The organism is Streptomyces hawaiiensis (assembly GCF_004803895.1).
Lineage (GTDB): Bacteria > Actinomycetota > Actinomycetes > Streptomycetales > Streptomycetaceae > Streptomyces > Streptomyces hawaiiensis.
On record NZ_CP021978.1, the window covers coordinates 555,265 to 573,676 of the forward strand.

Here is an 18,412-nt window from a genome sequence, read left to right on the forward strand (position 1 = left end):
CACGCCGGGAACCCGGTGCGCATGACAGTCGACCACACGCGAGCACCGGTTCTGGAAGCCCTCGACGAGTACCGACGCAAGGGGCATCTGTCGTTCACGCCGCCCGGGCACAAGCAGGCCCGCGGCGCTGATCCGGCGGTCCGGGAGATCCTCGGTGACGCGGTGTTCCACGGGGACGTGCTGGCCTCGGGTGGTCTGGACGACCGGCTCACCCGGGGCCGGGTGCTGCAACGGGCCCAGGAGCTGATGGCCGACGCGGTGCACGCCGCGCACACGTTCTTCAGCACGTGCGGCAGTTCCCTGTCGGTGAAGGCCGCGATGCTGTCGGTCGCGGGGCCGCACGAGAAGCTGCTGGTCGGGCGCGACGCCCACAAGTCGGTGGTGGCGGGGCTGATCATCTCCGGTATCGAGCCCGTCTGGGTCGAGCCCCGGTGGGATGCCGAGCGGAATCTCGCTCATCCCCCGTCCGCCGAGGAGTTCGACCGGGCTTTCGACGCGCATCCGGACGCGCGCGGCGCGCTGGTCACGAGTCCCACGCCGTACGGCGGCTGCGCGGACCTGCGGGCGATCGCCGACGTGTGTCACCGGCGCTCACGGCCGCTGATCGTCGACGAGGCGTGGGGTGCGCATCTGCCGTTCCACCCCGGCCTGCCGTCCTGGGCGATGGACGCGGGCGCGGACATCTGCGTGACCAGCATCCACAAGATGGGCAGCGGTCTGGAGCAGGGCTCGGTCTTCCATCTCCAGGGCGATCTGGTGCCGCCGGAGCTGCTGGGGATGCGGGCGGACCTGCTGGGGACCACGAGCCCCTCGGTGCTGATCTTCGCGGGCCTGGACGGCTGGCGGCGGCAGATGGCGCTGCACGGCAAGGAACTGATGGGCGGTGCGCTGGACCTCGCGGCCGAGACCCGGGCCGCCATCGAGGAGATCGACGGACTGCACGTCAACGACCGGGACGACTTCTGCGGTCCGGGCCTGTCCGACGACCTCGACCCGCTGCCGGGCGTCATCGACCTCACCGGACTGGGGATCACGGGTTTCCAGGCGGCGGACTGGCTGCGCGAGCACCGGCACATCGACGCGCACCTGGTGGACCACCGCCGCATCGGTGCTCAGATCACCCATGGCGACGACCGGGAGACCACGGGGCAGTTGCTGGAGGCGCTGCGGGACCTCGCGCGGGCGGCGCGCGATCTGCCCAGGGCGCCGAGGGTGGAGGTGCCGTCGCCGGCGGAGCTGCGGATGGAGCAGGCGGTGCTGCCCCGGGACGCGTTCTTCGGCCCGGCCGAGACCGTGCCGGTGGCGGAGGCGGCCGGGCGGGTCGCGGCCGAGATGATCACGCCGTATCCCCCCGGCATCCCCGCGGTCCTCCCGGGCGAACGCCTCACCGAGCCGGTGCTGGCGTACCTGCGGACGGGGCTGGAGGCGGGCATGCACCTGCCTGACCCCGAGGACCCGGAGCTGGAGACGGTCCGGGTGCTCGCGCGATGACCCGGGCGTGAATCAGGTCACGCAACCCGGTCCAGGGGGCGCGCACGCCCCCTGGATGGTTTACGGTTCATTCATACGTGGTGACGGAGTCGACTGCTCGTCCTCCGCACCACCGCTTACGGCCCTGGCTGGTCTCCCCCGTCCAGCCAGGGCTTTTTCATGCCCGGACCGCCTGTCGGAAGAAGTCTTGTACGCCGAGGTGCCCACGGCCCCGCCAGCGGCTGAAATGGGCTTAGGACAGCACCGCAGGCAACCGCCCGGCGAGGAGCTCCGCATGACCAAAGCGATCAAACTCCTGACCGCCCTGCCTCCGCCCCAGCGGCAGCGTCTGATGACGCTCGCCCGGGAGGTGTCCTTCCCCGAGGACGCCCGGATCTTCGAGGCGGACGGCGCGGCCGACCGCTTCTGGGTCATCCGCTCCGGCGCCGTCTCCCTGGACCAGCAGGTGAATTCCCTGCAGCGGGTGACCGTGGCCAGCCTCGGCGCGGGCGACCTGCTCGGCTGGTCGTGGCTGTTCCCGCCCTACACCTGGGACTTCGGTGCGGTGGCGTTCAGCCCGGTGCGGGCCTACGAGTTCGACGCGGGGGCCGTGCTGGGGCTGTGCGGGGAGGACCCGGAGCTGGGGATGATGCTGGTGCGGAACGTCGCCGAGGTGCTCGCGCACCGGCTGGAGATGACCCGGGGCAAGCTGATGGAGCAGTACACGCTGCACCGGCGCGGAGTCCTGTGAGACGTCAGACGCGGTAGCGCCGCAGCGCCGGCACCGCGGCGGCCAGCACCAGCATCACCGCGACCACCAGCAGTCCGCCGCCCACGACGGCCGTGCGGGGGCCGAAGGCGGATCCAGCGGTGCCGTGCAGCACGTCGGCCAGGCGCGGGCCGCCCGCCACGACGACGGTGAAGACGCCCTGCATGCGCCCGCGCATCTCGTCGGTGGCGGCGGACAGCAGGATCGCCCCGCGGAAGACCATGGAGACCATGTCGGCCACCCCGGCGAGGGCGAGGAAGGCCACCGCGACCCAGAGGTTGCGGCTCAGCCCGAAGCCCGTGATGGCCACGCCCCAGGCGACGACCGCCCCGATGACCAGCCGGCCGTGCCGCCGGGCCCGGGAGAAGGTGCCGGAGAGCAGCCCGCCAAGGACCGCGCCGACGGGGATCGCCGCGAAGAGCAGGCCCAGTGCGAGCCCTTCCCCGTACGGCGCGTAGGTCTGTGAGGCGAGCTGCGGGAACAGGGCGCGGGGCATGCCGAGGACCATGGCGATGATGTCGGCCAGGAAGGACAGCAGCAGCACGGTGTGCCCGGAGATGTAGCGGAAACCGGCGGCGATCTCCTTCACGCCCGCGCGCCGCACCGCCGTGCCCGCCAGGGGCGGCAGCGAAGGCAGGCGGTACACCGCCCACACCGTCACGCACAGGGCCAGCGCGTCGATGAGGTACAGCTCGGGCAGCCCGATGACGGGGATGAGGGCACCGGCGAGCAGCGGGCCGGCCACCTGTCCGGTCTGCATCACGGTCGAGCCGAGGGCGTTTGCGGCGGGCAGTTCGTCCTCGGGGACGAGCCGGGCGATGGAGGCGTTGCGGGCCGGCGCGTTCAGGCCCCAGAAGGCCTGCTGCACGGCGAGCAGCAGCATCAGCGCGGTCACCGACTCCAGACCGGCGAAGGCCTGCAGCCAGAAGAGCAGCGAGGTGACGGCGATGCCGCTGTTGGTGATCAGCAGCAGCTTGCGCCGGTCCATGGCGTCGGCGATCGCCCCGCCCCACAGCGCGAACACGATCAGGGGCACGAGTCCGGCCAGGCCGGCGGCCCCCACCCACGCCGAGGAGCCGGTGATGTCGTAGATCTGCTTGGGCACGGCGACGGCGGTGAGCTGGCTGCCGACGGCCGTGACGATGGTCGAGCTCCACAGGCGCCGGTAGGCGGGGCGGCGCAGGGGGCGGGTGTCCATGGCCCAGCGCCGCCGGCGGGGCGCCTCGGGCCCGGGCTCCCGCTCTTCGGCTGTGCTCTCGCTCGTGTCCACGCGCCGCTTCCTCGATGCTCCCTACACCTTTCGGGCGGGGATCACTATCGCACCAGCCGAAGAGCGTCCCGCGGCCGAGGTGTCAGCTGCCGAGAATGAGTACAGCGCCGAGGTGTCAGCTGCCGAGGATGAGTACCGCGCCGAGCACGATCATGGTGGCGGCGACCAGGCCGTCCAGAACGCGCCAGGCGGCGGGCTTGGCGAGAAAGCGCCCGAGCATCCGGGCGCCGAACCCGAGGGCGGTGAACCAGCACAGGCTGGCCAGCACCGCGCCGAGGCCGAAGGTCCAGCGCAGCGAACCGTGGTCGGCGGCGACGGAGCCCAGCAGGAACACGGTGTCGAGGTAGACGTGGGGGTTGAGCCAGGTCATCGCGAGGCAGGTGAGCACGGCCCGGCGCACCGATCCGGCCGCCTCCCCCTGAGTCCTCAGCGCCTCGCCGCCGGGCCGGAACACGCGGCGGGCGGCCAGGGCGCCGTAGCCCAGCAGGAACGCGCCGCCGATCCAGCCGACCGCCGTCAGCACGCCCGGCCACTTCACCACCACCGCGCCGACGCCGCCGACCCCGAGCGCGATGAGCGCCGCGTCCGACAGGGCGCAGATGGCGACCACGGCGAGGACGGCCTGGCGGCGGATCCCCTGGCGCAAAACGAAGGCGTTCTGGGCGCCGATGGCGACGATGAGGGACAGTCCGGTGCCGAAACCGGCGGCGCCCGCGGTGAAGGTGCTGGTCATGGCGTCGACGCTACGGATACGCCCGGCCCGGGTCCAGCTAAGGATTCTTACGTATCATTAGCGCTCGTGATGATGACGGATCTCCCGCTGGACCAGGTGCGGACCCTGCTGGCCGTCGTGGACGAGGGGACGTTCGACGCGGCGGCGGCCGCGCTGCACGTGACGCCGTCGGCGATCAGCCAGCGAGTGAAGGCGCTGGAGCAGCGCACGGGGCGGGTCCTGCTGCTGCGGACCAAGCCGGTGCGGCCGACCGAGTCGGGCGAGGTGCTGGTGCGGCTGGCCCGCCAGGTGGCGCGGCTGGAGCACGACGCCTATGCGGAACTCGGGCTGAGCGGCGCCGGGGAGCCGATCCGGGTGTCGGTCGCGGTGAACGCGGACTCGCTGGCCACCTGGTTCCTGCCCGTCCTCACGCGGGTACCGGAGGAACTGCGGCTCTGCTTCGAGCTGCGCCGCGAGGACGAGGACCACACGGCGGCACTGCTGCGGGAGGGCGTGGTGATGGCCGCGGTGACCTCGTCGCCGGACCCCGTGCCCGGCTGCTCCGTACGCTCGCTCGGACGGATGCGCTACCACCCCGTGGCCGCGCCGGAGTTCGCCGCGCGCCACCTCGGCGGGCCCTTGGCGCAGGCGCTCACGGAGGTACCCGTGGTGGTCTTCGACCGGCGTGACGACTTCCAGGACGGTTTCGTCCGCGGGCTCACCCGGGGGCGAAGCGGCGCGAGTGCGCTGCGGCACTACGTGCCGACCTCGGAGGGCTTCGTCCAGGCCGTCGCCGCCGGGCTGGGCTGGGGTCTGGTGCCGGAGCCCCAGGCGGATCCGCTGCTGGGCGACGGCCGGCTCGTCGGCATCGCCCCGGGCCGCGTGGTCGACGTGCCGCTGTACTGGCAGCAGTGGAAGCTCGACTCGCCGGCGCTGGCGCAGGTGGCAAAGACGGTGACGGCGACCGCGGCGGAAGCTTTGCGCGCCTGACGCTCAGGCCCGCTCAGGCCCGCTCGGTCCCTGATACGGCCTCCAGCCGGGCCGCCGCGCTGTCCAGCAGCATCTCCAGGGCCGTCGGATAGGCGCTGGTGAGCATGCGGGTGGCGAGCAGGGGCGCCGCCTCGGCGATGCGGGGATGGGTGGTGGCGGGCAGGCGGGCGTACGTCGAGCGCCACATGTCCTCGTCGGCGTGGAGCGAGTCGCTGGGCAGGGCCAGTGAGGCGGCGTCCAGCGCGGCGAAGGCCAGGGTCTGGTCGATGAAGGCGTGGTAGATGCGCACGGTGTCGTGCAGTGGGAAGCCGGCCGTGCGCAGGACGTCCAGGACGGTCTCGTCGGCGGCCAGCTCATGGGCCCGGCCCGTGACGCGGTTCGTGGTCAGCAGGGCGGCCTGGGGATGGGCGAGATACGCGGCGTGGATGCGCAGCCCGAAGGACCGCAGGTCCGCCCGCCACTCCCCCGTGGGCCGCCAGCCCGCCAGGGCCTGGCCGATGAGCGCGTCGCCGATGGCGAGGGTCAGGTCGTCCATGCCCCGGAAGTAGCGGTAGAGCGTGCTCGGGTCGGCGTCCAGGGCGAGGCCCAGCCGGCGGGCGGTCAGTCCCGCGCTGCCGTGTTCGCGCAGCATGCGCAGCGCGGTCTCGACGATCAGTTCCTCGGACAGCACGGTGCCGCTCCGGGTGGGCCTGCGCCGGCGGCGTTTCTCCTCGGGCACCACGGGCTTGGGCACGCGGTCTCCCTCCCTTCGTCTCTCCTTATGCCAACGCCATTGACCTTATGACACAGGGCGGCGTTCTATCTCTCCAAGGACGCGTCACGTTCTTCGCGAATAGGGAGTTTCTGTCATGCGTGTACTGCTCGTGGGTGCCGGTGGTGTGGGCGGGGCGATCACCCGGATCGCGGCCCGGCGGCCGTTCTTCGAGGCCATGGTGGTGGCCGACTACGCTCCCGACCGGGCCGAGGCGGCCGTCGCGGCGCTGGGCGGCGACGCGCGGTTCACCGCCGAGCAGGTGGACGCGGGTGACGAGGCGGCCGTGGCCCGCCTGCTCGCCTGGCACCGCTGCGACGTCCTCCTCAACGCCACCGACCCCCGCTTCGTGATGCCCCTGTTCCGCGCGGCCCGGGCCGCCGGCGCCACCTATCTCGACATGGCGATGTCGCTGTCCCGCCCGCACACCGAGCGGCCGTACGAGGAGTGCGGGGTCAAGCTCGGCGACGAGCAGTTCGCGCAGGCCGCCGACTGGGAGAAGGAAGGGCTGCTGGCCGTCGTCGGCATGGGCGTCGAGCCGGGCCTGTCGGACGTCTTCGCGCGGTACGCCGCCGACGAACTCTTCGACGAGATCGAGGAGATCGGCATCCGCGACGGCGCGAACCTGACCGTTGACGGCTACGACTTCGCCCCCTCCTTCAGCATCTGGACCACCATCGAGGAGTGCCTCAACCCGCCGGTCGTCTACGAGTCGGGCAAGGGCTGGTTCACCACCGAGCCCTTCAGCGAGCCCGAGGCCTTCGACTTCCCCGAGGGCATCGGCCCGGTCGAGTGCGTGAACGTCGAGCACGAGGAGGTGCTGCTCGTCCCGCGCTGGGTCGACGCCCGCCGGGTGACCTTCAAGTACGGCCTGGGCCGGGAGTTCGTCGAGACGCTGAGGACACTGCATCTGCTGGGCCTGGACCGCACCACCCCGGTGACCGTGCCCGGGCCGGACGGTCCGGTGGCGGTATCACCCCGGGACGTGGTCGCCGCATGCCTGCCCGACCCGGCGACGCTGGGCGAGCGGATGCACGGCAAGACGTGTGCGGGCACGTGGGTGCGGGGCGTGAAGGACGGCGAGTCGCGCGAGGTGTACCTGTACCACGTGGTCGACAACCAGTGGTCCATGGCGGAGTACGGCTCCCAGGCCGTGGTGTGGCAGACCGCGATCAACCCCGTGGTCGCGCTCGAACTCCTCGCCACGGGCGCCTGGTCGGGTGCGGGCGTGCTCGGCCCGGAGGCCTTCCCGGCCCGGCCCTTCCTGGACCTGCTGACGGACTACGGATCCCCCTGGGGCATGCGGGAGCAGTGAACGACTGTCCGGGAACGCCCTGTTTCACCACGCATCGACAGGTGACCCGCAGAGGAGCAAGTCCGAGAGAGCACGTTTCTATGCGATGCAGGTGACTTCGATGGACAACTGGCGAGACCACGCTGCCTGTCGGCACGAGGACCCCGAGCTCTTCTTCCCGATCGGCACCTCCGGCCCGGCTCTGTTGCAGACGGAGCAGGCCAAGGCGGTGTGCCGACGGCGCTGCCCCGTGCAGGAGCAGTGTCTGCAATGGGCCCTGGACACGGGTCAGTCCATCGGCGTGTGGGGCGGGACGAGCGAGAACGAACGGCGTGCGCTGAAGCGCCGCACAGCGGCCCAGCGCCGCTCCGGCTGACACCGGCCGCCACCTCTGGGGACAGCCCCCGGGGACCCAGGGGGCTTTTGACGGATCTCGTGGACATCGAGGAGATCCGTCAGAAGCCCCCTAGCCGCGCCGCAGCGGTCCCCAGGGGTTCTCCTGCCGGGCCACCTCCGCCTTCGCCTCGTCGATGACCCGCTGGTCGATCCAGCACATCGGGCGGACGTCGGTGACCAGCGGTTCGTTGTCGGGGCCGCGGGCGGCCTCCTGGCCGGCGAGCACCCAGGGGTGCACCCCCGGCCCCTTGTCGTGCGGCAGATGGGCGTAGTCGTGCAGGCGGCGGGCCACCCACACGCGGACCGGCCGGTCCTCCCACCACTCCTCGACGCCGAGCGGGTTGGCGGACAGGCCCGGCAGGGACACGCCGGTCAGGTCGTCGGTGCTGGACGCCTTGCGGAGATCGATCTCCGGGCCGCGCGACCAGCGGACGTACAGGCCCTGGTGCCGTTCCACGAGCTCGGCGAGTTCGTCGAGAGTGCGCACGACCGGCAGGCCGTCCGATGCACTCATGTCATGACCTCCTTCCTCGACGCCGCCAAGCGGACGGAGTACCCGCCCGGCACGAGCGGAATCGGCCGTTCGCCGACGGTGCCGGGCCTCGGCCGGGGTTAGGCTCGCGGCACACCCGTACCACCCGCGGAAAGGAGCCGAACATGAGCGTGCGCGTGCGCCGTGTCTACGACCCTGCCCAGCCGGAGGACGGAGTGCGAGTCCTGGTCGACCGGCTGTGGCCGCGCGGACTGGCCAAGGACGCGGCTCGGGTGGACGAGTGGCCCAAGGCCGTCACCCCGTCGACGGAGCTGCGCCGCTGGTACCACGCGGGCGAAGGCTCGTACGAGGAGTTCGCCGAGCGGTACGAGGCGGAGCTCGCCGCCGACGAGGCTTCCGAGGCGCTTGACGGTGTGCGTGAGCTGGCCGGCAAGGGCGACGTGACCCTGCTGACGGCGTCGAAGACGCCTGAGCGGAGTCACGCCACCGTGCTGGCCCGCCTCCTCGAATCCTGACGGAGCGGGCCGTCCGACGGGGTCAGGCGCTCTGCTTGGCCGCCGCCCGGCCCGCCGCCCGGCCCGAGAAGAGGCAGCCGCCGAGGAAGGTGCCCTCCAGGGCGTTGTAGCCGTGCACGCCGCCACCGCCGAATCCGGCGACCTCGCCGGCCGCGTACAGCCCCTCGACCGGCTTGCCGTCGGTCCCCAGGGCGCGGGAGTCGAGGTCGGTCTGGATTCCGCCGAGGGTCTTGCGGGTGAGGATGTGCAGCTTGACGCCGATCAGCGGCCCGGCCGCCGGGTCGAGGATGCGGTGCGGGGTGGCGACCCGGCCCAGGCGGTCGCCGATGTAGCGGCGGGCGTTGCGGATGCCCTGCACCTGGGCGTCCTTGGCGTAGGGGTTGGCGATCTGCAGGTCGCGGGCCTCGATCTGGCGCTTGATCCCGGCCGCGTCGAGGAGCGGCTCGTCGGTGAGGTCGTTCATCTTCGCGACGAGCTGTTCGACGCCGGACGCGGTCACGAAGTCGGCGCCCTTGCGCAGGAACGCGTCGACCGGTCCGGGCGCGCCCTTGCCGAGGATGCGTTCCTTGAGGAATCCGGCGCGGTCCTTGGCGGTGATGTCGGGGTTCTGCTCCGAGCCCGACAGGGCGAACTCCTTCTCGATCATCTTCTGCGTGAGGATGAACCAGGAGTGGTCGTACCCGGCGATGTCCTCGGTGGTGCGCAAGTGCTTCAGGGTGCCGAGGGTGTCGTAGCCGGGCAGGCAGGGCCCGGGCAGGCGGCGGCCGAGGGCGTCGAACCACATCGAGGACGGTCCGGGCAGGATGCGGATACCGTGGCCGGGCCAGATCGGGTCCCAGTTCTGCAGGCCCTCGGTGTAGTGCCACATGCGGTCGCGGTTGACCAGCCGGACGCCCGCCTCGGCGCTGATGTCGAGCATCCGCCCGTCGACGTAGGCCGGGACGCCGGTGACCATCTCGCGGGGCGGGGTGCCGAGGCGTTCGGGCCAGTAGCGGCGGACGATGTCGTGGTTCGCGCCGATGCCGCCGCTGGTGACGATGACGGCCTGGGCGGTGAGTTCGAACTCGCCGATCGCCTCGCGGCTGGAGGCGACGCCGCGGGGGGCGGAGTCCTCGGCGAGGACCGTGCCGCGCACGCCCCTGGCGGTGCCGTTCTCGACGACGAGGGCGTCGACGCGGTGGCGGTGGTGGAAGGTGAGCAGGCCGTCGCGGGCGGCCTGCTCGGCGTACCGCACGAACGGTTCGACGACGCCGGTGCCGGTGCCCCAGGCGACGTGGAAGCGGGGCACGCTGTTGCCGTGCCCGTGCGCCGTGAGGTCGCCGCGCTCGGCCCAGCCGACGGTGGGCAGGAACGTGATGCCGTGCCCGTCGAGCCAGGACCGCTTCTCCCCCGCGGCGAACTCGACGTAGGCGCGGGCCCAGCGCACGGCCCAGGAGTCCTCGTCCTCCAGCCGGTCGAAGCCCGCGCTGCCCCGCCAGTCGCTCCAGGCGAGGTCGAAGGAGTCCTTGATGCCCAGGCGCCGCTGCTCGGGCGAGCCGACGATGAACAGTCCGCCGAAGGACCAGAAGGCCTGGCCACCGAGGTTGCCCGCGTTCTCCTGGTCGACGAGGGCGACCCTGCGGCCCCTGCTGGTCAGTTCGTGCGCCGCGACCAGCCCGGCGAGGCCCGCTCCGACGACGATGACATCGGCATCCATGGCGACCGTTCCCTTCTTCAGTTCTTCGTGTGATCGAGGGTGCCGCTGCCGTCGGTCAGCAGGGCCGTGAGCAGTTGCTTCAGCCAGGCGCGGGCGTGCTCCAGGTCCCGGTCCAGCAGCAGTTGCGTGGTGACGCCGTCGTACGCGGCGACCACGGCACGGGCGGCGCCGTCGGTGTCGCCCAGTACGGCGGGCAGTGCGGTGTGCCCGCGGGCCCGGCCGAGCCGGTCGGCGATGGCCTGCCGCAGCCGCGCGCGGTGTTCGAGCAGGCTCCGTGCCACCTCCGGGTCGCGGGCGGCGTGCACGAGGAAGTCCGTCTTCACCAGGAGCCAGTCGCGGTCGAGGAGCAGCACGTCGGTGACGCGGTCCACGGCGGCGGGCACGTCGAGGTCGGGCCCGTCGAGGGCGAGGGCCCCGGACACCTGCTCCGCGATCAGCTCGGCGCGCTCCTGGTACAGGGCGAAGAACAGCTCGTCGAGGCTGGAGAAGTTGGAGTAGAAGGCGCCCCTGCTGTAGCCGGCGGCCTCGCAGACCTCCTCGATGGACACGTGCCCGAAGCCCTTGGCCGCGAACACGGAGAACGCCGCGTCCAGGAGGTTGGCGCGGGTGTGGACACGGCGCCTGGTCACGCGCCCGGTGCTTCCCTCGACAGCCATGCCCGGCCCCCTTTCGATACATGACTGTATTGGATACACCGGTGTATCGAAAGGGCGGGTTTCCGATGGAACACACTTTCGATACGGAGGTACGCTGGCCGCATGCACCTCCAGGGCTCCCTTTTCGACCAGGCCGACGAGCTGCGCCTCGGCCCTCTGGACGGGATCAGCCGTACCCACCTCGGCTTCGGCGCCTGGCTCGACGTGCTCCCCGGGTGGCTCAGCGGCTCGGACGAACTGTTCGAACAGCTGGCCGCGGAGGTCCCGTGGCGGGCGGAGCGGCGCAAGATGTACGACAACGTGGTCGACGTCCCCCGCCTGCTCGCGTTCTACGGCGTGGACGACCGGCTGCCGCACCCCGTGCTGCACGACGCGCGGGACGCGTTGAGCGCCCACTACCGCGAGGAACTGGGAGAGCCGTTCACCACGGCCGGACTGTGCTACTACCGCGACGGCCGGGACAGTGTCGCCTGGCACGGCGACCGGATCGGGCGCGGTGCGCGCGAGGACACGATGGTCGCGATCCTGTCCGTGGGGGCGCCCCGGGACCTGCTGCTGCGCCCCGCCGGAGGCGGTCGGGACACCGTGCGCCGGCCCCTGGGCCACGGCGACCTCATCGTGATGGGCGGCTCCTGCCAGCGCACCTGGGAGCACGCGATCCCCAAGAGCGCACGTGCCACGGAGCCGCGCATCAGCATCCAGTTCCGCCCACACGGCGTGCGGTGAGTCCCAAGGGCCATGCCCTGCCCGTCCGTTGAGGCGGACCCGGCCATTCCACGCGCCGTGGGGTCTGCTTTCCTTCTCTCGTCGGGCTGGGACCACACCAATGCGGGGCGATCATGCGGGCAGACGTACACCAAGTCGCGGACGGCACCTACCTGGCGCACGGCTCCAACACCAACTGGGTGATCCTCGCGGAGGGGGATGCCGTCACCCTCGTCGACACCGGCTACCCCGGCGACCGGGAGCAGCTCCTCGCCTCGCTCGCGGAGGTGGGAAGCTCCCCGGAGGCGGTCGCGGCGGTGCTGATCACGCACGCGCACAACGACCACCTGGGTTCCGCCGAGTACCTGCGCGCCACGTACAGCACGCCCGTGTACCTGCACGAGGCCGAAGTACCGCACGCGCGCCGCGACTTCCTGCATCAGGTGTCCGTCGGGACGGTGCTGAAGAACGGCTGGCGCCCCGGGGTGCTGCCGTGGGTCGTGCACGCGCTGCGCTCCGGCGGCACGACGCACAACCCCGTCACAGCTCCCGAGCCGTTCCCGGCGGCGGGCGCCCTGGACCTGCCCGGGCGGCCCGTGCCGGTCCACACGCCCGGCCACACCGACGGGCACTGCGCCTACCACCTGCCGGGCACCGGCGTGCTCGTCTCCGGCGACGCCCTGGTCAGCGGGCACCCCACCTCGCGGGTCGACGGGCCGCAACTGCTGCCGGACATGTTCCACCACGAACGTCCGCGTGCCGTGGCCTCCCTGGACGTCCTCGCGGAGCTGGAGGGCGAGCTGCTGCTGCCCGGGCACGGTCCGGTCCACCGCGGTTCGTTGAAGGGCGCCGCACACCGGGCCCGGGAGCGCGCCCTCTAGTCTGAGGTGACGATCAGCGGCGAGACAAGGACACCCGGCTCATGGCACTTCAGATCAGCGCGACCAACCCGGAGCATCCCGCGCTTCTGCTGGAGCTGCCGTGGCACCTTCCCCTGGAGGACTGGCCGGAGGAGTACCTCGTCCCGCTGCCGCGCGGCATCTCCCGGCACGTGGTGCGCTACTCCCGGGCCGGCGACGAGGTGATCGCCGTCAAGGAGCTGGCCGAGCGGCCCGCGCTGCGCGAGTACGAGCTGCTGCGCGACCTCGACCGGATCGGCATCCCGGCGGTGGACCCGCTGGCCGTGGTCACCGGCCGGACCGACGCGAGCGGCGCCCCGCTGGAGAGCGTCCTGGTCACCCGGCACCTGGGCGGCTCGATGCCGTACCGCTCGATGTTCGAGACGACCATGCGCCCGGCCACCATGCACCGGCTGATGGACGCGCTCGCCGTGCTCCTGGTGCGACTGCATCTCGCCGGGTTCGCCTGGGGCGACTGCTCACTGTCCAACACCCTCTTCCGGCGCGACGCGGGCGCCTTCGCCGCCTACCTGGTCGACGCCGAGACCGGTGACCTGCATCCGCAGCTCAGCACCGGGCAGCGGGACTACGACCTCGACCTCGCCCGGGTGAACATCAGCGGGGAGCTGCTGGACCTGGAGGCCTCGGGGGCGCTGCACCCGTCGGTGGACCCGATCGAGTTCGGCATGGAGATCTGCGCCCGCTACCGCGGCCTGTGGGACGAGCTGACCCGGGCCTCCGTCTACCCGGCCGGCAAGTACCACTACATCGAACGCCGGATCCGGCGCCTGAACGACCTCGGTTTCGACGTCGCCGAGATGCAGATCGAGCACGCCTCGAACGGCGACACGGTCAGCTTCGTGCCCAAGGTCGTCGACGCGGGCCACCACCAGCGGCAGCTGCTGCGCCTGACCGGCCTGGACACGGAGGAGAACCAGGCCCGGCGGCTGCTGAACGACCTGGAGAGCTGGATGGCCACCCAGGACGACTACGCGCCGGGCGACCCCCTGGGAGCCCGCCCCGAGGTGCTGGCCCACCGCTGGGTGCGAGAGGTGTTCCGGCCGACCGTGCGGGCCGTGCCGCCCGAACTGCGCGGCGCGATGGACCCGGCGGAGATCTACCACCAGCTCCTCGAACACCGCTGGTACATGTCCGAGCGGGCCCAGCACGACATCGGCATCGAGACGGCCGTCGAGGACTACATCAAGAACATCCTGCCCAAGGCGCGCAAGACGCTGCAGCCGACGGCGGAGTGAGGCCCCGGAGCCGTCACCCGTGCGGCACCACCGCCACCGGGCAGTCCGCGTGGTGCAGCATCCCGTGGGCCACCGAGCCGATGCGGGCCCCGACGGCCGTGCGGTGGACCCGGCGTCCGACGACCATCAGCTGGGCCGTCCCGGCCACCGACAGCAGCACCTGACTCGCACTGCCCATCTCCACGTGCTCCTCCACCCGCACGCCGGGGAAGCGTTCCCGCCAGGGCCGGACCGCGGCGGCCAGGCTCTTCTTCTCGTACGGCTCCAGGCCCCCGGCCTCGTCGAGCAGCTTCAGCGAGCCGGGGCTGTAGGCGAAGACGGGCGGCAGGTTCCAGGCCCGCACGACCCGCACCGTCGCCCCGCGCGCGGCGGCCGTCTCGAAGGCGAAGCGCAGCGCGTCGGCGCTGTCCTCGGGGTCGCCCTGCTGGCCGACGACGATCTCGCGCCCGGCCGCCTCGGACGAGGGCTGGTCGCCGGCCCGGACGAGCACCACGGGCCGGGTGGCCGCGGCGATCACCTGCTGGCCGACCGAGCCGAGCAGGAATCCGAGGATGCGGCCGTGCCCGCGCGAGCCCAGCACCAGCGTCTCGGCCTCGGCCGCGGCGGCGACCAGGGTGTCGGCCACCGGGCCCTCGATGACATCGGTGGTCACCGCGAGGTCCGGATGCCGTTCGGTGACGGTCCCGACGGCCTCGTTCACCGCGCTGTGCACCCACTCGGCCTGGCTGTCCGCGTCCCCCTCGATCCCCGCTTCGAGCGCCTGCTGCGGCTGGGCCCGCCAGGCGTGCACCACGCGCAGCGGCCGGTCACGCCGCACCGCCTCCCGCGCCGCCCAGCCGAGGGCCGCGAGGCTCTCCTGCGATCCGTCGACCCCTGCGGTGATCGGGCGTGTCATCCCGCTGCCTCCCTAGTCACGGTCACTACCTGCCGCCGCCCAGTCTTCACTACGCCCGCCGGAGCCGATCTCCGTGTCGGAGCGCTGCGTGGCGATCGAACATACGATGGGCAAAGGTCGGCACGGTGCCCCGGGGACGCCGTGCCGTGAGTCGACCGCCCGGTGTGGGGGACGTATGGCACAGGCCGCCGATTCGGCGCGGACCGTCATCATGACCGTGGACGACGACCCGGGGGTCTCCCGGGCCGTGGCCCGGGACCTGAGGCGGCGGTACGGCGCGTCGTACCGGATCGTGCGGGCGGAGTCCGGCGAGTCCGCGCTGGACGCGCTGCGGGAGCTGAAGCTGCGCGGCGATCTCGTGGCCGTCATCCTGGCCGACTACCGGATGCCGCAGATGAACGGCATCGAGTTCCTCGAACAGGCCCTGGACGTCTACCCGGGCGCGCGGCGCGTGCTGCTGACCGCGTACGCGGACACGAACGCCGCGATCGACGCGATCAACGTCGTCGACCTCGACCACTATCTCCTCAAGCCGTGGGACCCGCCCGAGGAGAAGCTGTACCCGGTCCTCGACGATCTGCTCCAGGCGTGGCGCTCCAGCGACTTCCGGCCCGTGCCCAGCACCAAGGTCGTCGGGCACCGCTGGTCCTCGCGCTCCTCGGACGTACGGGAGTTCCTGGCCCGCAACCAGGTGCCGTACCGCTGGTACTCCTCCGACGAGCCGGAGGGGCGGCGGCTGCTGGCCGCGGCCGGCGAGGACGGGATGCGGCTGCCGGTGGTGATCACGCCGGACGGAACACCGCTGATCGAGCCGGAGGCCGTCGACCTCGCCGCCCGGGTCGGGCTGGCCACGACCCCCACGGCCGACTTCTACGACCTGGTCGTCATCGGCGGCGGCCCGGCCGGGCTCGGCGCGGCGGTCTACGGCGCCTCCGAGGGCTTGCGGACCGTGCTGGTGGAGCGGTCGGCGACCGGCGGGCAGGCGGGCCAGAGCTCCCGCATCGAGAACTACCTGGGCTTCCCCGACGGGGTGTCGGGCGCGCAGCTCACCGACCGGGCGCGGCGGCAGGCGGCGAAGTTCGGCGCCGAGATCCTCACCGCCCGTGAGGTGACGGCCCTGGAGGTCAACGGCGCCGCCCGGATCGTACGGTTCTCGGACGGCTCGGCGATCGCCGCGCACAGCGTGATCCTGGCGACCGGCGTGTCCTACCGCCAGCTGGCGGCGCCCGGCTGCGAGGACCTGACCGGCTGCGGGGTGTACTACGGGTCGGCCCTGACGGAGGCTCCCGCCTGCCAGGACCAGGACGTGTACATCGTCGGCGGCGCCAACTCCGCCGGGCAGGCGGCGATGTACCTGTCCCGGGGCGCCAAGTCGGTGACGCTGCTGGTGCGCGGCGAATCGCTGACGGCGTCCATGTCGCACTACCTGATCCAGCAGATCGAGGAGTCCCCCAACATCCAGGTGCGCACCCGTACGGTCGTCGAGGAGGCGCACGGCGACGGCCGGCTGGAGCGGCTGACGCTGCGGGACGTGGACAGCGGGCAGACCGAACAGGTCGACGCGCAGTGGGTGTTCGTGTTCATCGGCGCGGCCCCGCTGACCGGCTGGCTGGACGGCACGGTGCTGCGGGACGAGCGCGGGTTCATCCTCGCCGGGCCCGACCTGACCGCCGACGGCCGCCCGCCCCAGGGCTGGGAACTTGACCGGCCGCCGTACCACCTGGAGACCAACGTGCCCGGCGTGTTCGTGGCGGGCGACGCCCGCTCGGAGTCCGCGAAGCGGGTCGCGTCCGCCGTCGGAGAGGGAGCCATGGCCGTGATGCTCGTCCACCGGTACCTGGAGCAGTCGTGAGCGGGCGGGCGGTGCCCTGCGACCCGCAGGAGATCGGGGCGCTGTTCCTGTTCGAGAAGCTCACGCCCGAGCAGCTCGGCCGGCTGTGCGCCGAGGGGCGCGTGGAGCGGTTCGAGCCCGGGCCCGTGTACACCGAGGGGGAACCCGCCACCTGCTTCTACGTGATGCTGGAGGGCACGGTCGTGCTGTACCGCCGGGTCGGCGGGGACGACGTGGAGGTGACCCGGACCTCCCAGCGCGGGGTGTACGCGGGATCCATGCAGGCGTACCTGGGCGACCGGGTGCGGCAGGTCTACAACAACTCCATGCGCGTCACGGAGCCGACGCGGTTCTTCGTGCTGCCCGCCGACACGTTCGCGGGGATCATGCAGGAGTGGTTCCCGATGGCGGTGCATCTGCTGGAGGGGCTGTTCTTCGGTTCGAAGAACACCCAGCGGATGATCGGCCAGCGGGAACGGCTGCTGGCGCTCGGCTCGTTGTCCGCCGGTCTCACGCACGAGCTGAACAACCCGGCCGCGGCGGCCGTACGGGCGACCGCGACGCTGCGCGAGCGGGTCGGCAAAATGCGCCACAAGCTGGCGGTCATCGCGCAGGGTTCGTACTCCCCCGAGGTCATGGCCAACCTCATCGACCTCCAGGAGCGCACGGCCGAACGGGTCGCGAAGGCACCGGCGCTGAGTCCGCTGGAGGCGTCCGACCGAGAGGACACGGTCACCGACTGGCTCGACGACCACGGCATTCCGGAGGGCTGGCGGATCGCGCCCACCTTCGTCCAGGCCGGTCTCGACGTGGACTGGCTGGACCAGGTCGCCGCGGCGGTCGACGAGAACATCCTGCCGAGCGCGATCGGGTGGCTCAACTACACCGTCGAGACCGAGCTGCTGATGGACGAGATCCACGACTCGACCACCCGCATCTCCCACCTCGTGGACGCGGCGAAGCAGTACTCGCAGCTCGACCGGGCGCCCTTCCAGGACGCCGACGTGCACGAACTCCTCGACTCCACGCTGCTGATGCTGTCCGGAAAGATCGGCAAGCGGATCAAGGTCGTCAAGGACTACGACCGTGCGCTGCCGAAGATCCCGGCGTACCCGGCGGAGCTCAACCAGGTGTGGACGAACCTCATCGACAACGCGGTCGCGGCGATGAACAGCGCGGGCGGGGAGGGGACACTGACCGTGCGGACGGCTGCGGAACACGACCGGCTGCTGGTGGAGTTCCGGGACACGGGCGTCGGCATCCCGGCGGAGGACCGGGGGCGGATCTTCGATCCCTTCTTCACCACCAAGCCGGTGGGTGAGGGGACCGGGCTCGGGCTCGACATCTCCTGGCGGATCGTGGTCGACAAGCATCACGGGAGCATCCAGGTGGAGTCGGAGCCGGGGGACACGCGTTTCCAGGTACTGCTTCCGCTGACAGCGGTCGAGGAGGAGTCGGCATGACTGCGGAGAACGGAATCGACCCGGGTGCCGCGCCGAGCGGCAGTGGTTGCGCGGAGTGCGACGCGGCGGGCGGGTGGTGGTTCCATCTGCGGCGGTGTGCGCGGTGCGGGCATGTGGGGTGCTGTGACAGTTCACCGGCGAAGCACGCGACCGGGCATTTCCGGGAGACCGGGCATCCGCTCGTGCAGAGCTTCGAGCCGGGCGAGGACTGGTACTGGAGCTATGAGACCAACGAGTTGTACGAGGGTGGGCCGGAGCTGGCCGAGCCGGTGAGTCATCCCGTCGACCAGCCGACGCCGGGGCCGGCGGGGCGGGTGCCCGACGACTGGGCGAAGGTGTTGCGGGGCTAGG

The 18,412-nt window shown here is 71.9% G+C and carries 19 protein-coding genes; 12 read left to right on the forward strand and 7 right to left on the reverse strand.

Annotated features, from left to right (window positions below; translation table 11 throughout):
- The first annotated feature begins 21 nt into the window (after positions 1–21).
- Both CEB94_RS02640 and CEB94_RS02645 read left to right on the forward strand, forming a co-directional pair.
- Complete coding sequence (locus tag CEB94_RS02640) at positions 22–1,491, forward strand: aminotransferase class I/II-fold pyridoxal phosphate-dependent enzyme (RefSeq protein WP_175430611.1); 1,470 nt, start codon at positions 22–24, stop codon at positions 1,489–1,491.
- Between the two features lie 274 nt (positions 1,492–1,765).
- Complete coding sequence (locus tag CEB94_RS02645) at positions 1,766–2,221, forward strand: cyclic nucleotide-binding domain-containing protein (protein WP_175430612.1); 456 nt, start codon at positions 1,766–1,768, stop codon at positions 2,219–2,221.
- Between the two features lie 4 nt (positions 2,222–2,225).
- Here the strand turns inward: CEB94_RS02645 and CEB94_RS02650 are convergent, their stop codons facing one another.
- On the reverse strand, positions 2,226–3,509 hold the full coding sequence (locus tag CEB94_RS02650) for an MFS transporter (RefSeq protein ID WP_175430613.1): 1,284 nt from the start codon (positions 3,507–3,509) through the stop codon (positions 2,226–2,228).
- A 115-nt stretch (positions 3,510–3,624) separates the two neighbouring features.
- On the reverse strand, positions 3,625–4,242 hold the full coding sequence (locus CEB94_RS02655; RefSeq protein ID WP_175430614.1) for a LysE/ArgO family amino acid transporter: 618 nt from the start codon (positions 4,240–4,242) through the stop codon (positions 3,625–3,627).
- A gap of 69 nt (positions 4,243–4,311) precedes the next feature.
- Here CEB94_RS02655 and CEB94_RS02660 point away from each other — a divergent pair, with 69 nt between their 5' ends.
- Positions 4,312–5,211 carry a LysR family transcriptional regulator ArgP gene (locus CEB94_RS02660; protein WP_175436858.1) on the forward strand — a complete coding sequence of 300 codons (900 nt, stop codon included), beginning with the start codon at positions 4,312–4,314 and terminating at the stop codon, positions 5,209–5,211.
- Between the two features lie 13 nt (positions 5,212–5,224).
- Here CEB94_RS02660 and CEB94_RS02665 read toward each other — a convergent pair whose 3' ends face one another.
- Positions 5,225–5,944, reverse strand: coding sequence for a TetR/AcrR family transcriptional regulator (locus CEB94_RS02665; protein WP_175430615.1), 720 nt, complete (start codon positions 5,942–5,944; stop codon positions 5,225–5,227).
- A 115-nt stretch (positions 5,945–6,059) separates the two neighbouring features.
- On the opposite strand from CEB94_RS02665, the gene CEB94_RS02670 reads away from it, so the two are divergent.
- Together CEB94_RS02670 and CEB94_RS02675 are read left to right on the forward strand one after the other, a co-directional pair.
- Positions 6,060–7,277, forward strand: coding sequence for a saccharopine dehydrogenase family protein (locus CEB94_RS02670; protein ID WP_175430616.1), 1,218 nt, complete (start codon positions 6,060–6,062; stop codon positions 7,275–7,277).
- Between the two features lie 100 nt (positions 7,278–7,377).
- Positions 7,378–7,632, forward strand: coding sequence for a WhiB family transcriptional regulator (locus tag CEB94_RS02675; RefSeq protein ID WP_175430617.1), 255 nt, complete (start codon positions 7,378–7,380; stop codon positions 7,630–7,632).
- Positions 7,633–7,722: 90 nt separating this feature from the next.
- Here CEB94_RS02675 and CEB94_RS02680 read toward each other — a convergent pair whose 3' ends face one another.
- A complete protein-coding gene (locus tag CEB94_RS02680) occupies positions 7,723–8,166 on the reverse strand; it encodes a DUF6098 family protein (protein WP_175430618.1) in 444 nt (147 codons plus the stop codon).
- Between the two features lie 143 nt (positions 8,167–8,309).
- Between CEB94_RS02680 and CEB94_RS02685 the strand changes: the two genes are divergently transcribed.
- Positions 8,310–8,660 (forward strand): DUF488 domain-containing protein, encoded by a 351-nt coding sequence (locus CEB94_RS02685; RefSeq protein WP_175430619.1) that lies wholly within the window; start codon positions 8,310–8,312, stop codon positions 8,658–8,660.
- 22 nt (positions 8,661–8,682) lie between these two features.
- Here CEB94_RS02685 and CEB94_RS02690 read toward each other — a convergent pair whose 3' ends face one another.
- On the reverse strand, positions 8,683–10,356 hold the full coding sequence (locus tag CEB94_RS02690; protein ID WP_175430620.1) for an FAD-binding dehydrogenase: 1,674 nt from the start codon (positions 10,354–10,356) through the stop codon (positions 8,683–8,685).
- Between the two features lie 17 nt (positions 10,357–10,373).
- On the reverse strand, positions 10,374–11,012 hold the full coding sequence (locus CEB94_RS02695) for a TetR/AcrR family transcriptional regulator (RefSeq protein ID WP_175430621.1): 639 nt from the start codon (positions 11,010–11,012) through the stop codon (positions 10,374–10,376).
- A 102-nt stretch (positions 11,013–11,114) separates the two neighbouring features.
- On the opposite strand from CEB94_RS02695, the gene CEB94_RS02700 reads away from it, so the two are divergent.
- The 3 genes from CEB94_RS02700 (at position 11,115) to CEB94_RS02710 (ending at position 13,872) form a co-directional block, all read left to right on the forward strand.
- Positions 11,115–11,738, forward strand: coding sequence for an alpha-ketoglutarate-dependent dioxygenase AlkB (locus CEB94_RS02700; protein ID WP_175430622.1), 624 nt, complete (start codon positions 11,115–11,117; stop codon positions 11,736–11,738).
- Between the two features lie 113 nt (positions 11,739–11,851).
- Complete coding sequence (locus tag CEB94_RS02705) at positions 11,852–12,598, forward strand: MBL fold metallo-hydrolase (protein WP_175430623.1); 747 nt, start codon at positions 11,852–11,854, stop codon at positions 12,596–12,598.
- 41 nt (positions 12,599–12,639) lie between these two features.
- Complete coding sequence (locus CEB94_RS02710) at positions 12,640–13,872, forward strand: DUF4032 domain-containing protein (RefSeq protein WP_175430624.1); 1,233 nt, start codon at positions 12,640–12,642, stop codon at positions 13,870–13,872.
- A gap of 13 nt (positions 13,873–13,885) precedes the next feature.
- On the opposite strand, the gene CEB94_RS02715 is transcribed toward CEB94_RS02710, so the two are convergent.
- Positions 13,886–14,767 (reverse strand): universal stress protein, encoded by an 882-nt coding sequence (locus CEB94_RS02715; RefSeq protein ID WP_175430625.1) that lies wholly within the window; start codon positions 14,765–14,767, stop codon positions 13,886–13,888.
- Positions 14,768–14,942: 175 nt separating this feature from the next.
- Here CEB94_RS02715 and CEB94_RS02720 point away from each other — a divergent pair, with 175 nt between their 5' ends.
- The 3 genes from CEB94_RS02720 to CEB94_RS02730 are packed head-to-tail and all read left to right on the forward strand — an operon-like array spanning position 14,943 to position 18,411.
- Positions 14,943–16,619, forward strand: coding sequence for an NAD(P)/FAD-dependent oxidoreductase (locus tag CEB94_RS02720; RefSeq protein WP_175430626.1), 1,677 nt, complete (start codon positions 14,943–14,945; stop codon positions 16,617–16,619).
- A complete protein-coding gene (locus tag CEB94_RS02725; protein WP_175430627.1) occupies positions 16,616–18,061 on the forward strand; it encodes an ATP-binding protein in 1,446 nt (481 codons plus the stop codon). Before CEB94_RS02720 ends, CEB94_RS02725 begins: the two co-directional genes overlap by 4 nt.
- Positions 18,058–18,411 carry a UBP-type zinc finger domain-containing protein gene (locus CEB94_RS02730; RefSeq protein WP_175430628.1) on the forward strand — a complete coding sequence of 118 codons (354 nt, stop codon included), beginning with the start codon at positions 18,058–18,060 and terminating at the stop codon, positions 18,409–18,411. Before CEB94_RS02725 ends, CEB94_RS02730 begins: the two co-directional genes overlap by 4 nt.
- Position 18,412: the final 1 nt, after the last annotated feature.

Excerpts from the sequence above, each read along its gene's own strand:
- CEB94_RS02675 (WP_175430617.1), top strand. The coding sequence starts at position 7,378 with ATGGACAACTGGCGAGACCACGCTGCCTGTCGGCACGAGGACCCCGAG.
- CEB94_RS02655 (WP_175430614.1), bottom strand. The coding sequence starts at position 4,242 with ATGACCAGCACCTTCACCGCGGGCGCCGCCGGTTTCGGCACCGGACTG.
- CEB94_RS02670 (WP_175430616.1), top strand. The coding sequence starts at position 6,060 with ATGCGTGTACTGCTCGTGGGTGCCGGTGGTGTGGGCGGGGCGATCACC.
- CEB94_RS02730 (WP_175430628.1), top strand. The coding sequence starts at position 18,058 with ATGACTGCGGAGAACGGAATCGACCCGGGTGCCGCGCCGAGCGGCAGT.
- CEB94_RS02695 (WP_175430621.1), bottom strand. The coding sequence starts at position 11,012 with ATGGCTGTCGAGGGAAGCACCGGGCGCGTGACCAGGCGCCGTGTCCAC.
- CEB94_RS02720 (WP_175430626.1), top strand. The coding sequence starts at position 14,943 with ATGGCACAGGCCGCCGATTCGGCGCGGACCGTCATCATGACCGTGGAC.
- CEB94_RS02685 (WP_175430619.1), top strand. The coding sequence starts at position 8,310 with ATGAGCGTGCGCGTGCGCCGTGTCTACGACCCTGCCCAGCCGGAGGAC.
- CEB94_RS02680 (WP_175430618.1), bottom strand. The coding sequence starts at position 8,166 with ATGAGTGCATCGGACGGCCTGCCGGTCGTGCGCACTCTCGACGAACTC.
- CEB94_RS02660 (WP_175436858.1), top strand. The coding sequence starts at position 4,312 with ATGATGACGGATCTCCCGCTGGACCAGGTGCGGACCCTGCTGGCCGTC.
- CEB94_RS02690 (WP_175430620.1), bottom strand. The coding sequence starts at position 10,356 with ATGGATGCCGATGTCATCGTCGTCGGAGCGGGCCTCGCCGGGCTGGTC.
- CEB94_RS02700 (WP_175430622.1), top strand. The coding sequence starts at position 11,115 with ATGCACCTCCAGGGCTCCCTTTTCGACCAGGCCGACGAGCTGCGCCTC.
- CEB94_RS02640 (WP_175430611.1), top strand. The coding sequence starts at position 22 with ATGACAGTCGACCACACGCGAGCACCGGTTCTGGAAGCCCTCGACGAG.
- CEB94_RS02705 (WP_175430623.1), top strand. The coding sequence starts at position 11,852 with ATGCGGGCAGACGTACACCAAGTCGCGGACGGCACCTACCTGGCGCAC.
- CEB94_RS02715 (WP_175430625.1), bottom strand. The coding sequence starts at position 14,767 with ATGACACGCCCGATCACCGCAGGGGTCGACGGATCGCAGGAGAGCCTC.
- CEB94_RS02710 (WP_175430624.1), top strand. The coding sequence starts at position 12,640 with ATGGCACTTCAGATCAGCGCGACCAACCCGGAGCATCCCGCGCTTCTG.
- CEB94_RS02645 (WP_175430612.1), top strand. The coding sequence starts at position 1,766 with ATGACCAAAGCGATCAAACTCCTGACCGCCCTGCCTCCGCCCCAGCGG.